This window comes from Streptomyces sp. NPDC048417 (genome assembly GCF_040651615.1).
In the GTDB taxonomy this organism is placed as follows: Bacteria; Actinomycetota; Actinomycetes; order Streptomycetales; family Streptomycetaceae; genus Streptomyces.
In genome coordinates this window covers 56,112-69,228 of sequence record NZ_JBEZKI010000016.1, presented here as the reverse complement: position 1 = coordinate 69,228, position 13,117 = coordinate 56,112, and the positions used below count along the sequence as shown (strand labels likewise).

Here is a 13,117-nt window from a genome sequence, read left to right as displayed (position 1 = left end):
TCAGCGAGATCGGGAGCGAGGGTGTCCGGTGCGGTGGAACCGCCGCATTCGATTTCGGTCCGAAGCCAAAGGCCTGATTCAGTCCGTGTGATGACAAACGGTCGGGTCCCGAAACCGCATGGCGGTGCCGGGACCCGACCGCGTCGTGTGGGGGTCAGGCCGCGTGCACGACGTCCTTCTCCTCCGCGAAGTGGCAGGCCGACTCGTGGGCCGCCGGGGTGTCCGCGCCCTTGAAGCGCTCGGGGACCGCGAGCAGCGGAACCTCCTCGGCGCACTTGGCCTCGGCCTTCCAGCAGCGGGTGCGGAAGCGGCACCCGGACGGCGGGTTGGCCGGAGAGGGCACGTCACCGGTGAGGATGATCCGCTCGCGGTGCTCACGAGCCTCCGGGTCGGGGACCGGGACCGCCGACAGCAGCGCCTGGGTGTAAGGGTGCGTCGGGTGCTCGTAGATCTGCTCATCGGTGCCGACCTCGGCCATCTTGCCGAGGTACATGACCCCGACCCGGTCCGAGATGTGCCGGACGATCGACAGGTCGTGGGCGATGAAGATGTACGACAGGTTGAACTCGTCCTGCAGCCGCTCCATCAGGTTGATGACCTGTGCCTGGACGGACACGTCCAGCGCGGACACCGGCTCGTCGCAGATGATGATCTCCGGGTTGAGAGCCAGGCCGCGCGCGATGCCGATGCGCTGTCGCTGGCCGCCGGAGAACTGGTGCGGGTACCGGTTGATGTACTCGGGGTTGAGGCCGACGACATCCAGCAGCTCCTGCACCTTGCGGCGCCGGTCGCCCTTCGGGGCCACCTCGGGGTGGATGTCGTAGGGCTCCCCGATGATGTCGCCGACCGTCATGCGCGGGTTGAGCGAGGTGTACGGGTCCTGGAACACCATCTGGATGTTGCGGCGGACGGCCTTCAGCGCACGCCCGGACACCTTGGTGATGTCCTGGCCCTTGTAGAAGATCTCGCCGGCCGTCGCCTGCTCCAGGTTCATCAGGAGCTTGGCCACCGTCGACTTGCCGCAGCCGGACTCGCCCACGATGCCCAGCGTCTCGCCCTGGTACAGGTCGAAGGAGATGCCGTCGACGGCCTTGACCGCGCCGATCTGCTTCTTGAACAGGATGCCCTGGGTCAGCGGGAAGTGCTTGACCAGGTTGCGCACCTGCAGGATCGGCTCGCCCCGCTTGACGGACGCCTCGATGGCGGTGACCGCATCCGCGTCGGACGCGGAGACCACCTCGGAGACGTTCGGCGTGGCGTCCTGCGGCTCGTCGTTCTTGCTGAGCTCAGCCATGGAGTGTCTCCTTCCAGAAGTGGCAGGCCGAGGCCCGGCCCACCAGCTCGCCACCGTCCTGCTCGGTCACCGGCTGCAGCGCCGGGATGTCCGTACGGCAGATGTCCTGGGCCTTGGGGCAGCGCGGGTTGAAGGCGCAACCGGTGGGCACGCGCAGCAGGTTGGGCGGCAGCCCCTTGATCGCGTACAGCTCCTGGCCCTTCTGGTCCAGGCGCGGGATCGAGTCCAGCAGACCACGGGTGTAGGGGTGCGCGGGTCGCTTGTACAGCTCGTGGACGGGGGCTGTCTCGACGATCCGGCCCGCGTACATCACGGCGATCTTGTCCGCGACGTCGGCGACGACGCCGAGGTCGTGGGTGATCAGGATCAGACCCATGTTGTACTCGCGCTGCAGCTCCGCGAGCAGGTCCATGACCTGGGCCTGGACCGTCACGTCGAGGGCCGTGGTCGGCTCGTCGGCGATGATCAGCTCCGGCTCCAGGGCCAGCGCCATCGCGATCATGATGCGCTGGCGCATACCGCCCGAGAACTGGTGCGGATAGTCGTTCACGCGGGCCGCCGCGCCCGGGATCTTCACCCGGTCCATCAGCTCGATCGCCTTGGCCTTGGCGTCCTTCTTGGACAGGCCCTGATGGACCCGGAACATCTCGCCGAGCTGGTAGCCGACGGACAGCACCGGGTTCAGCGAGCTGAGCGCGTCCTGGAAGATCATGGCGATGCGCCGGCCGCGGATCTTGCGGCGGTTCTCGGAGGACATGGTGAGCATGTCCTCGCCGAGGAAACGGATCTCGCCCTGCGGGATCCTTGCCGGAGGCATGTCGAGGATGCCCATGATGGCCTGCGCGGTCACGGACTTGCCGGAGCCCGACTCACCGAGGACGGCGAGCGTCTCGCCCGCGCTGACGCTGTAGTTGACGCCGTTGACGGCCTTGACGACACCCTCGCGGGTGTGGAACTCGACGTGCAGGTCCTGCACTTCGAGGAGCGGGACGCCGCCGCCGTCGCGCGGCGAGGGCACGGGTGCTTCTTCGATGATGGTCACGTACGCCTCCCTCAGCGCATCTTCGGGTCAAGGGCGTTGCGCACGGCTTCACCGAGCATGATGAACGCCAGCACGGTGACGATGAGCATGATCGACGGGTACAGCATGATCCACTGTGCCACGCGGATCTGGTTGCCGCCGTCGGAGATGTCATTGCCCCAGGACACGCCGTTCAGGCCGAGCCCCAGGTAGGACAGGGTCGCCTCGGCGGAGATGTAGATGCCGAGCGAGATGGTGGCGACGACGATCACCGGAGCCAGTGTGTTCGGCAGGATGTGCCGGAACATGATGCGCGGTGTGCTCGCGCCCAGCGCCTTGGCGGCGTGCACGTAGTCGGACTGCTTGGTCGTGATCACCGCGCCGCGCATCACGCGGGCTATCTGCGTCCAGCCGAAGAAGCTCAGGGCGCCGATGACGATCCAGGTCGTGCGGTCCTGGAAGGAGGTGAGGAAGACCATGGTGCCGAGCAGGAACGGGATGCCGAAGAAAACGTCGGTCAGCCGGGACAGCACCGAGTCGACGATGCCGCCGAAGTAGCCGGCGATCATGCCGACCAGACCGCCCACGACGGTGACCGCGACCGTCGTACCGAAGCCGACCGCGATGGAGGCGCGGGCGCCGTAGATGACACGGGCGTAGACGCTGCGGCCCTGCTGGTCGTATCCCAGCCAGTCGGCCGAGAAGAAGTTGCCGAGCCTGGGCTTCTGCAGGAAGTGCTTGGCCAGGTCGCCAGAGGTCGGGTTGGCGCCGGTGAACCAGCCGGGGAAGAAGGTGATCGTCAGCAGCAGGACGATCAGCGCCGCCGAGACGATGAAGATCCAGCTGCGCCGCAGGTCCTGCCAGGCATCGCCCCACAGACTGCGCGTCTTCTCAGGCTTGCTCGGCTCGGGCAGTGGCCCCCCGGCCGCCGCGACGGCGGCGTCCTCGGCAGCGGCCTCGGGCACGGTCTTGGTCACGTCAGGCATAGCGAATCCTCGGGTCAAGGACCGCATAAAGCAGGTCTACGAGAAGGTTGGCGAGGAGGTACACGAGGACCAGGATGGTCACCAGGCCCACGAGGGTCGTGCCCTCGCGGCGCACGATCGACTGGTAGATCGTGCCTCCGATGCCCTGGATGTTGAACAGGCCCTCGGTGACGACGGCACCGCCCATGAGGGCGCCGATGTCGGTACCCAGGTAGGTGACCACCGGGATCAGCGAGTTGCGCATGAGGTGGACGCCCACCACGCGCCGCTTCGGCAGGCCCTTGGCGATGGCCGTACGGATGTAGTCGGCGCGCAGGTTCTCGGAGATCGAGGTCCGGGTGAGCCGGGTCACGTACGCCAGGGACGCGGTGGCCAGCACGATGGCCGGCATCAGCAACTCGTTGTAGTTCGTCGAGTCGTTGACGTTCGGTGGCAGCCAGTTCAGGTCGAAGGCGAAAATGACCTTGAGGATGTAGCCGAGGACGAACACCGGCACCGAGATCAGCAGCAGGGTGAACAGCAGGATCGCGTTGTCGGTGAAGCGTCCCGCACGCAGGCCGGCCACGATGCCCAGGGCGATGCCGAACACTATCTCGATGACGAAGGAGAGGCCGGCCAGACGGAGGGTGACGGGGAACGCGTCGCCGAGCACGTCCGTGACCGGACGCCCGCTGGCGATCTGCGTGCCGAAGTCGGCATGCAGGATCATGCTCTTCATGTAATGCCAGTACTGGACCAGGATCGGCTGGTCCAGGCCGTACTGATGTCTCAGCTGGGCGATCACCTGCGGGCTGCCGCCCTTGTCGCCGAACAGTCCTCGCACGGGGTCGCCGGGCAGGGCGTAGACCATGAGGAAGATCAGCAGGGTTGTCCCGATGAAGACCGGGATCATCTGGAGCAGTCGTCGTGCGACGTAGCGCCCCATCGTGCCTCCATGTCAGTCACAGCGGCAGCCGACGGGCCCTTTCCGTGCGCACCGTTGGATGATGCGTACGGAAAGGGCCCCCAGCCACTGCCGTTGCCGGGGCGCGTGGAAGCCGCGCCCCGGGTACGGTCTTGTGGTTACTTCTTCGCGACCTGAACGCCGGTCAGCACCGGGTCGCCGGCCTGGTTGAACTTGACGCCGGACACCTTCTCCGAGTAGCCCGCGTTGACCTTGTAGTACCAGAGCGGAATGCTGGGCATGTAGTTGACCAGCTCCTTCTCGATGGCCTGGTACTTCTGCTCCGAGTCCTCCAGCGTGCTCGCGCTGTCGGCGGCGGCGATGTCCGAGTCGATCTTCGAGTTGGAGAAGCCGCTCTGGTTGCCGTCCGACTTGGAGCCGTACAGGTCACGGATGAAGTTGGCGTTCATCGGGAAGTCCAGCACCCAGCCCGAGCGGTACAGGGACTTGACCTGGTGCGCGTCACGCGCGTTCAGGTCCGCCTGGAAGTCGGCCTTCGAGTCGCCGGCGCACTTCACACCGGTGGCGTTGGTGATGGAGTTGCAGACCGCGTCCACCCAGTCCTTGTGGCCGCCGTCAGCGTTGTACTGGATGGTGATGGAGTTGCCCGGAACGCCGCCACCCTCCTTGATCAGCGCCTTGGCCTTCGTCGGGTTGTACGTGGTGACGTCGCCGGCCGCGTTCGGCTGGTAGCCGAGGACGCCCTTGGCGACCCAGCCCGTCGCGGGCTCACGGGTGCCGTTGAGCACGGTCTTGGTGATGGTGTTCCGGTCGATCGCCATCGACAGGCCCTGCAGGACCTTCGGGTCGATGTTCTTCCACTGCTTGGTGTAGAACGCCGGGGCGATCGTCTGGATCGCGGAGTAGGACTGGTCGATCGCGCGGTCGCCGAGGTCCTGCTTGTAGACGGGCAGGTCCTTGGGCGCGACCTGGGTGATGACGTCCACGTTGTCGGACTTCAGGTCCTCGTACGCCGTCTCGGGGCTGGCGTAGTTCTTGAAGATCACGCCACCGTTCTTGGCGGCGTTCGGGCCCTTGTAGTCGGCGTACTTTGCGACCTGGATCTGCTTCTTGTGCTGCCAGCTGACGAACTTGTACGGACCGTTGCCGATCGGGTGCTGGCCCGCGGCCTTCGGGTCCTTGTAGAAGGACTCCGGCAGCGGCGAGAAGACCTCGTAGCCGAGCTTGTACACGAAGTACGGCATCGGCTTGGACAGCGTGATGGTGAAGGTGCTGTCGTCGACGACCTTCAGACCGGAGAGCGAGGTGGCCTTCGGCTTGCCCTTCGCGGGGGCCACGTCGTCGTAGCCCTGGATGTCGGAGAACCAGAAGCTGTTGGTCTGCTTGTTCGCCGGGGCGGCCGCCCAGTTCCACGCCTTGACGTAGGAGTCGGCGGTGACCGGGGTGCCGTCGTGGAACTTCCAGCCCGACTTCAGCTTGACCGTGAAGGTCTTGTTGTCCTTGCTGTCCACCGACTGAGCGTTGACCATGACGATCTTGCCCGCGGAGTCATAGGAGACCAGCTGCGAGAAGAGCGACTTGATGACAAGGCTGCCGTAGGACTCCATCGTGTTGGCCGGCTGCAGCGGGTTCTGCGGCTCACCGGACTCAACCGAGAACACACCGTTGGGGTCGATCGCCGCCTTGCTGCTGCCCTTGTCGTCACCGCCGCCGCCACACGCAGTGGCCCCCAGCGCCACAACCGCAGCTATCGCAACCCACTTGGCGCTCTTGGCACCACGCATGGGGCTCCTCCTCATGAGTCCATTGGTTCACCACATGGAGGAGCACATGACACGTCACCGTCACCGGCGCCTGAAACGTTCAGGTGCTCCCCGCGCTCGCAGGTCGGCGCTGCGTACAGTGCATGACCCGATCCGAGCTCTACGCGCCTAACTATCTGCCATGCGCCATGACCGAACCACACTCATAAGGTCTCGGTTCGATCACACCTGACGCGAACATCTTCCAAAATCCGGACAAAGGGTTTGCAGAAAGATCCCTGCGAAACGGACTTGTTACACACCTATCGGGCCTGCATGTTCGTTTACCGAACCCAAGTCGGATGAAAATCCAGTTGCAGAATCGCGGAAAGTGCGCTTGGACACAGACAGGGCGCATGCTGTCAGAAGACTAGTGCCGTGCGGTCCGCCCTTACGGATCAGCGACGAGAATTAGGGTTTTCCCTACCTCCCCGCTCAACACGAAGCCGGGCACCCCGCAACGCGGGGTGCCCGGCTTCGTGGTCGAACGGCGTGCGTCAGCCGTGCTTGGCGCGGCTGGCGGTGCGACCGCGCTCCTTCTGGTCCAGGACGACCTTGCGGATACGCACGGACTCCGGGGTCACCTCGACGCACTCGTCGTCGCGGCAGAACTCCAGCGACTGCTCCAGGGAGAGCTTGCGCGGCGGGACGATCGCCTCGAACGAGTCGGCCGAGGACGACCGCATGTTCGTGAGCTTCTTCTCCTTGGTGATGTTCACGTCCATGTCGTCGGAGCGCGAGTTCTCGCCGACGATCATGCCCTCGTACACCTCGGTGCCGGGGTCGGTGAACAGCACACCGCGCTCCTGGAGGTTCGTCATCGCGAAGGCGGTGACGGCGCCGGAGCGGTCGGCGACCAGCGAGCCGTTGTTACGCGTGGTCAGGGGGCCGAACCACGGCTCGTGGCCCTCGTGGATGGAGTGGGCGATGCCCGTGCCGCGCGTGCCGGTCAGGAACTCGGTCCGGAAGCCGATGAGGCCGCGGGACGGCACGACGAACTCCAGGCGGACCCAGCCGGAGCCGTGGTTCGACATGTTGTCCATACGGCCCTTGCGGACGCCCATGAGCTGCGTGACCGCACCCATGTGCTCCTCGGGCACGTCGATCGTCATGCGCTCGACCGGCTCGTGCACCTTGCCGTCGACGATCTGGGTGACCACCTGGGGCTTGCCGATGGTCAGCTCGAAGCCCTCGCGGCGCATCTGCTCGACCAGGATGGCGAGCGCCAGCTCACCACGGCCCTGGACCTCCCAGGCGTCCGGACGCTCGGTGTCGAGCACCCGCAGCGAGACGTTGCCGACCAGCTCGCGGTCGAGGCGGTCCTTGACCTGGCGGGCGGTGACCTTGCGGTCCTTGACCGCGGCCTTGTTGTCGGCGCCCTTGCCGGTGCCGCCCCGACCGACCAGCGGCGAGGTGTTGGTGCCGATGGTCATCGAGATCGCGGGCTCGTCGACCGTGATCAGCGGCAGCGGGATCGGGTTCTCGGGGTCGGCGAGGGTCTCGCCGATCATGATGTCCGGGATACCGGCGACCGCGCAGATGTCACCCGGTCCCGCCATCTCGGCGGGCTTGCGGGTGAGCGCCTCGGTCATCAGCAGCTCGGTGATGCGGACGTTGGACATCGTGCCGTCGCGCTTGATCCACGTGACGGTCTGGCCCTTGCGCAGCTCGCCCTGCTCGACCCGGAGCAGCGCGATACGGCCGAGGAAGTTGTCCGCGTCCAGGTTGGTGACGTGCGCCTGGAGCGGGGCCGCCTCGTCGTACTCGGGAGCCGGGACGTGGGACAGGATCGTGGAGAAGAACGGCTCCAGGCTGTCGCTGTCGGCCGGGACGGTGCCGTCCTCCGGCTTGGTCAGCGAGGCCACACCGTCACGCGCACACGCGTAGACGATCGGGAACTCGATCTGGTCCTCGTCGGCGTCGAGGTCGAGGAAGAGGTCGTAGGCCTCGTTGACGACCTCGTCGATACGCGAGTCGGGGCGGTCCGTCTTGTTGATGCACAGGATGACGGGCAGCTTGGCCTGGAGCGCCTTGCGCAGCACGAAGCGGGTCTGGGGCAGGGGGCCCTCGGAGGCGTCGACGAGCAGCACCACCGCGTCCACCATCGACAGACCGCGCTCGACCTCGCCGCCGAAGTCGGCGTGGCCCGGGGTGTCGATGATGTTGATGGTGACGACCTCGCCACCGTCCTTCGGGTGGTACTTCACGGCCGTGTTCTTGGCCAGGATCGTGATGCCCTTCTCACGCTCCAGGTCGTTGGAGTCCATCATGCGGTCGTCGAGCGACTCGGCGGCGTGCGCGGCGAAGGCACCGGCCTGCTTCAGCATGGCGTCGACGAGGGTCGTCTTGCCGTGGTCGACGTGGGCGACGATGGCGACGTTGCGGATGTCGTGGCGCGTGGCCATGGTGCGGCGTACTCCCGGAGTATGAGGAAGGGGCTTGCGCGTACATCGGTGTTCGCGCACCCTGCCGGGCTGAACACGCCACGGCCTCACCCCATGGTACGGGGTGAGGCCGTGGGGGCATCCCGGGGCCGTGGGTGGGGGCCCCGGGAGGGTGTCGGTCAGGCGCCCTTCGTGGCGGCCGAACCGGTTTCGCAGGAGAGCCGGGCGGCCTGCCGGGCGAGCCGCGCTTCCACGGCCTCGCCGCAGTTGACGATTCCGCCCAGGACGACTCGCCAGGTCCGCGCGTGCCCGGTGGTGGTCCGGCCGTCCGGGCAGGAGTAGCGGAAGTCGCCCGCCACCTCCCGCACCCCGTCGTAGGTCACGAAGTCTCCGGCGCCGTCGAGTCGGACAGCGCCGTTGTCCAGGGGCGGGGCCTTGACGTGCACATCGGTGAAGGCGTAGGTGGTGCCGCTGTCGTCGTCCGCCAGGGTGCGGGCCGTGGAGTCGACCTCACCGATCTTCTTGCCCAGCGAGAAGAGGACCTCGGCCGGCGAGAGCGTCGGTCCCTCGGTCCGCACCGAGGGCCGCGGCGTGTACACGCGCTCCAGCGGGTTCCGCAGCGCGCCGCCGCCGGCGCCCAGCCGTTCCCGCTCCGAGACGCCCGTCAGCCGGTCCGACTCCTTGACCGCGGACCAGCTGTACGTGCCGTCTCCGCACGCCTTCGCCGCCGCCGTGCCGGTTCCGCTCGCGCCCCCGTCCGGACGGCCGTCCCCGCCGCCGGTGCCCCCGGTGCAGGCCGTCAGGCCCGCTCCCAGCACCAGCGCGGCCAGTCCTGTCGCCCAGATCCGTGATCCGATGTCGCGCATACGCCCGCTCCATGTCCCCCGTGTGGAGCGGTCGGCGCCCGCGGCGTCGACCGCTGTCCCCGTGATCCTGCGGGTGCCGATCGCGTGACGGCAAGCCATTTGAGCAACCCCTGAGCTACGGCGCCGGTCAGCCGGCCGGCGACGCACTCGCCGACACCTTCGCGCCCTTCTTCAGGAACCCCATGTCCTGGTAGACCGGCGTCTGGAAACCGAACGCGCCTACGTTCACCAGCCCCTTTCTGGCCCCCACGATCTGCGGGCGCTGGTACAGCGGCAGCGACCCGGCCGACGCCCAGATCCGCGAGTCCGCCTTCCGCAACAGCCCGTCCGCCTCTTCCTCGTCCAGCGCCCCGAGCGCCTGGTCGAAGAGCTGGTCCACCTGGTCGGTGCCCACCCTCGTGTAGTTCTGCTCGACATTCAGCGACCCGTCGGCGGCCGGCACCGGCTTCGCGTAGATCGGCCGCGCGTCCGTCGCCGGGAACGCGGACGTCGGCCACGAGTACAGCGCGAGGTCGTACTGCCCGGAGGCGATGTGGTCCTTGAAGTAGCTCTCGTCGGAGACCTTGGTGATCTCGGCCTGGATGCCGACCGCCGCGAGCATCTGCCGGATCCGGTCGGCGACGTCCTGGAGCGTCTGTGACCCCGGCCCCGACGGCAGCACGAACCGCAGGCTCAGCGCCTTGCCGTCCTTGGCCAGCGGTGCGGCCGCGGCCTGCGCCCCCTTGGGCGCGGCTGTGCCCTTCGGCGCGTACGCCCCGGGCGCCCCGTGGGCGTGGTCCTTCTGGTGGTCGCGGGTGTCCTTGTCGTCGGGGGCGTCGGGGCTCTTGTCGTCCTCCCCGACGATGAACTGCCCGTCGTCCCCGCCGTCGGAGTCGTCGCCCTTGCCCGCCTTGCCGCCCTTGTCGCCCTTGCCCGCCTTGTCGCCGTTCCCGTTCTGCGCGCCGGCCGCCTTGCCCCCGGCCTTGATCGGCCCGCCGGCCACCCAACCGGCGTCGGCGAGCAGCGCCTGCGCCTCGTGGGTGTCGAGGCCGCCGATCGACCCGCTGCTGTCGGCGTAGGCGGCCTGCCCGGACAGGGCGAGGTGGCTGCCGACCGGCACGGCGGGGAGTCCCAGTGGGGTGAGCACCAGCTTGGCGAGCGTCTGGCGGTCGAGGGCGCGGGCGACGGCCCGGCGCACCCGCTCGTCGGCGAGGGGGCCCTCGGAGCCGTTCAGGGCGAGCTGGGTGAAGGCGGGCTCCAGGGACTTGCGGACGTCGACGTCGCGCAGCTCCTGCTGCTGCTCCAGCCACTTGGAGATGGTCTTGCGGAGCTTCTTCGGCCCCTTGGGCAGCTTCTCCTCGTCCATGCCGAGGGTGAGCGCCCAGGAGCGCAGCTTCTTCGCGGAGGTCTTCCCGGCGCCCTGCAACGGCGTGCCGGTGCCCTTGTCCCGCCCGGCGATGATGATCCGCTGGGCCTCGGAGGCGTCGATGTCGGCGACGTCGACCGTGCCGGCGGCGAGCGCGCCGGCCCGCTTCTCCCGGTCCACGGCGTGCAGGTCGATCTCGTCGAGCTTGGCCGGGCGGCCCCACCAGCGCGGGTTGCGGGTGAGGACGACGTCCTTCTTCGCGGTGTCGACCTTGTCGACCTTGAAGGGTCCCGCGGTGACCGCGAGCTTCCGGCGGGCGCCGTCGTTGAAGGCGTCCGGGGTACCCATGACCTCCTTGGGATAGAGCGGCGAGAACAGCGACTTCCAGTCGGCGTACGGCCGCTCGAAGGTGACCCGGACCTCCAGGTCGTTGGCACCGCGCTCGATCTTGCCGATGCGGTCGTAGCCGGCGTTGCGGGCGGTCCAGTAGGCGGAGTCCTTGCCGGACAGGGCGCGCCACTGGGCGGCGAAGTCGGCGGCGCCGATCTCCCGGCCGTCGCTCCAGACGGCCTGCTGGTTGAGCTTGTAGAGGACGACCTGGCGCGGCTCGGTCTCGATGACCTTCGCGGACTCCAGATAGTCGGGGTCGCGGACCGGGCGGCCGGTGGCGTCGATGGTGAACATCGACGGCAGGACCGCCTGCGCGACCCGGGTGGTGCCCGCGTCGGCGTCGGCCTGGAAGGTGTTGAGGGTCTCCGGTACGGCGTCCACGGCCCACTTCAGGGCGCCACCCTCGGCGACCGCGTCACGGGCGACCGCCGCGATGTCCTGTCCGGCCAGCGGCTTGCTGCCCTCGTCGTCGGAGCCGCACCCCGTGAGGAAGGGCACCGCGAGCGCGCCCGCGGTCAGGAACGTGACGGAACGCATGACCGCACTGCGGCCAGGCCTGGGTCCGACGCCGTGGTGAGACATCTCTGCTACCTCCGGGAGGCCCGGTGACACGGGTGGGGTCTGTTCACATTTGGGGGTATTTTGGAGTTGATCACATGTACGTCAGAAGTACGGACCCCACTGAAATGGACGGGGTCCGTCGGCCGGGGACGACACGGCGGCGAGGGCTGCCAAAGCCCACCCGTGCGGCGCAATGCCCACCCGGGGCGGCGCACCGGCGGCACCCCTCGCGGCGGCGCCCGTCCCCGGCGCACACAGAGCGCGTGCGGGCGTGCGACGGAGGCGCGCAATCCGCCAATCGCTGCACATGCCTTCACATCAGCAGGTGTGACGCGCAACACTCGCAGGCGCATGAACGTTGCCGCCTTGGACGGTGAAGTCCGCGGAAGTGAGGTCACGTCATGTCCGTGCACGACGACCTGACGTCAGTACAGCGGTGCCTGGACGACCTGAACCGGTCCGTCGGCCGCCTGGAGCAACAGCTCGGGAGCGGCGGACTGGAGATGCGCCGCGTCCGTGCCGACGCCGATCACCTGCGCGAGAGCGTGGCGCTGCTGCGGGAGACGGCGAACACCGACACCCCGGGCAAGCGCCCCGAACTCGTCACCATCTCCGACGACCCCTACGACATCAACCTGTGGACGGACACGGACGACGAGGGTCTCGGCGCCCGCGACCGGCACGCACCGTAGCCGGACTGCCCGCAGGCCCTCCGACCCCCGAACCGACCGGAGTCATCCATTGGCCACTGGTACGGAACCACATCCGAACAGCGGCGGCGTACGAACCGGTACGCGCGCCGCGATCTCCGCCCCGCACCTGCGGACCGACCGCTGGTGGCTGGCACCCGCCGTCACCGCGGCCGGTCTGTTCGCGTTCGTCGTGTACTCGACCTGGCGTGCCTTCGCCAACGCGGACTACTACTCGGCGCCGTACGTCTCGCCGTTCTACTCACCCTGTCTGGCCGAGAACTGCAAGAACATGCCGTCCGGCCCGAACGCCGACCTCTTCGGCAGCTGGTGGGCGATCTCCCCGGCGATCATCGTCCTGATCTTCCCGCTGGGCTTCCGCCTGACCTGCTACTACTACCGCAAGGCGTACTACCGCAGCTTCTGGGCGTCCCCACCGGCCTGCGCGGTGGCCGAGCCGCACGCGAAGTACACCGGTGAGACCCGCTTCCCGCTGATCCTGCAGAACGTCCACCGGTACTTCTTCTACTTCGCCCTGCTGGTCGCCTGCGTGCTGACCTACGACACGGTGCTGTCCTTCCGGGACACGGACGAGCACTGGGGCCACATGGGCCTCGGCACCCTGGTCTTCCTGGTCAACATCGTGCTGATCTGGGCGTACACCCTGTCCTGCCACTCCTGTCGGCACATCGTCGGCGGCAAGCTCAAGCACTTCTCCAAACACCCCGTGCGCTACAAGGCGTGGCAGTTCGTCGGCCGGCTCAACGCCCGGCACATGCAGCTCGCCTGGGCGTCATTGGTGAGCGTGGCGCTCGCCGACTTCTACGTCTATCTGCTCGCGTCCGGTGTCTTCGACGATCCGACCATCTTCTAAG

At 67.8% G+C, this 13,117-nt stretch carries 10 protein-coding genes; 2 read left to right on the top strand and 8 right to left on the bottom strand.

What is annotated here, in order from left to right:
* Window positions 1-154: 154 nt before the first annotated feature.
* The 8 genes from AB0D59_RS25040 to AB0D59_RS25005 all read right to left on the bottom strand — a co-directional run bounded on the left by AB0D59_RS25040 (window position 155) and on the right by AB0D59_RS25005 (window position 11,574).
* Window positions 155-1,294: a dipeptide ABC transporter ATP-binding protein gene (locus AB0D59_RS25040; RefSeq protein ID WP_362569320.1), complete on the bottom strand. Its 1,140-nt coding sequence runs from the start codon at window positions 1,292-1,294 to the stop codon at window positions 155-157.
* Window positions 1,287-2,336, bottom strand: a complete 1,050-nt coding sequence (locus AB0D59_RS25035) for an ABC transporter ATP-binding protein (RefSeq protein WP_362569316.1) — start codon at window positions 2,334-2,336, stop codon at window positions 1,287-1,289. The genes AB0D59_RS25040 and AB0D59_RS25035 overlap by 8 nt, the downstream gene beginning before the upstream one ends.
* An 11-nt stretch (window positions 2,337-2,347) precedes the next feature.
* Window positions 2,348-3,301 (bottom strand): ABC transporter permease, encoded by a 954-nt coding sequence (locus AB0D59_RS25030; RefSeq protein ID WP_362569313.1) that lies wholly within the window; start codon window positions 3,299-3,301, stop codon window positions 2,348-2,350.
* Window positions 3,294-4,226, bottom strand: a complete 933-nt coding sequence (locus AB0D59_RS25025; RefSeq protein ID WP_362569310.1) for an ABC transporter permease — start codon at window positions 4,224-4,226, stop codon at window positions 3,294-3,296. Before AB0D59_RS25025 ends, AB0D59_RS25030 begins: the two co-directional genes overlap by 8 nt.
* Before the next feature lie 137 nt (window positions 4,227-4,363).
* Window positions 4,364-5,989 (bottom strand): ABC transporter substrate-binding protein, encoded by a 1,626-nt coding sequence (locus AB0D59_RS25020; RefSeq protein WP_362569307.1) that lies wholly within the window; start codon window positions 5,987-5,989, stop codon window positions 4,364-4,366.
* A gap of 515 nt (window positions 5,990-6,504) precedes the next feature.
* Window positions 6,505-8,412 carry a translational GTPase TypA gene (typA, locus tag AB0D59_RS25015; protein WP_362569304.1) on the bottom strand — a complete coding sequence of 636 codons (1,908 nt, stop codon included), beginning with the start codon at window positions 8,410-8,412 and terminating at the stop codon, window positions 6,505-6,507.
* 158 nt (window positions 8,413-8,570) lie between these two features.
* Window positions 8,571-9,257: a hypothetical protein gene (locus tag AB0D59_RS25010; protein ID WP_362569301.1), complete on the bottom strand. Its 687-nt coding sequence runs from the start codon at window positions 9,255-9,257 to the stop codon at window positions 8,571-8,573.
* 127 nt (window positions 9,258-9,384) lie between these two features.
* Window positions 9,385-11,574, bottom strand: a complete 2,190-nt coding sequence (locus AB0D59_RS25005) for an ABC transporter family substrate-binding protein (protein ID WP_362569298.1) — start codon at window positions 11,572-11,574, stop codon at window positions 9,385-9,387.
* A 380-nt stretch (window positions 11,575-11,954) separates the two neighbouring features.
* On the opposite strand from AB0D59_RS25005, the gene AB0D59_RS25000 reads away from it, so the two are divergent.
* Complete coding sequence (locus AB0D59_RS25000; RefSeq protein WP_362569295.1) at window positions 11,955-12,245, top strand: hypothetical protein; 291 nt, start codon at window positions 11,955-11,957, stop codon at window positions 12,243-12,245.
* A 49-nt stretch (window positions 12,246-12,294) separates the two neighbouring features.
* Complete coding sequence (locus AB0D59_RS24995) at window positions 12,295-13,116, top strand: hypothetical protein (protein ID WP_362569293.1); 822 nt, start codon at window positions 12,295-12,297, stop codon at window positions 13,114-13,116.
* Window position 13,117: the final 1 nt, after the last annotated feature.

Coding starts and splice junctions, on each gene's coding strand:
- AB0D59_RS25040 (WP_362569320.1), bottom strand. CDS start 1,294: ATGGCTGAGCTCAGCAAGAACGACGAGCCGCAGGACGCCACGCCGAAC.
- AB0D59_RS25030 (WP_362569313.1), bottom strand. CDS start 3,301: ATGCCTGACGTGACCAAGACCGTGCCCGAGGCCGCTGCCGAGGACGCC.
- AB0D59_RS25025 (WP_362569310.1), bottom strand. CDS start 4,226: ATGGGGCGCTACGTCGCACGACGACTGCTCCAGATGATCCCGGTCTTC.
- AB0D59_RS25020 (WP_362569307.1), bottom strand. CDS start 5,989: ATGCGTGGTGCCAAGAGCGCCAAGTGGGTTGCGATAGCTGCGGTTGTG.
- typA (WP_362569304.1), bottom strand. CDS start 8,412: ATGGCCACGCGCCACGACATCCGCAACGTCGCCATCGTCGCCCACGTC.
- AB0D59_RS25010 (WP_362569301.1), bottom strand. CDS start 9,257: ATGCGCGACATCGGATCACGGATCTGGGCGACAGGACTGGCCGCGCTG.
- AB0D59_RS25005 (WP_362569298.1), bottom strand. CDS start 11,574: ATGTCTCACCACGGCGTCGGACCCAGGCCTGGCCGCAGTGCGGTCATG.
- AB0D59_RS25000 (WP_362569295.1), top strand. CDS start 11,955: ATGTCCGTGCACGACGACCTGACGTCAGTACAGCGGTGCCTGGACGAC.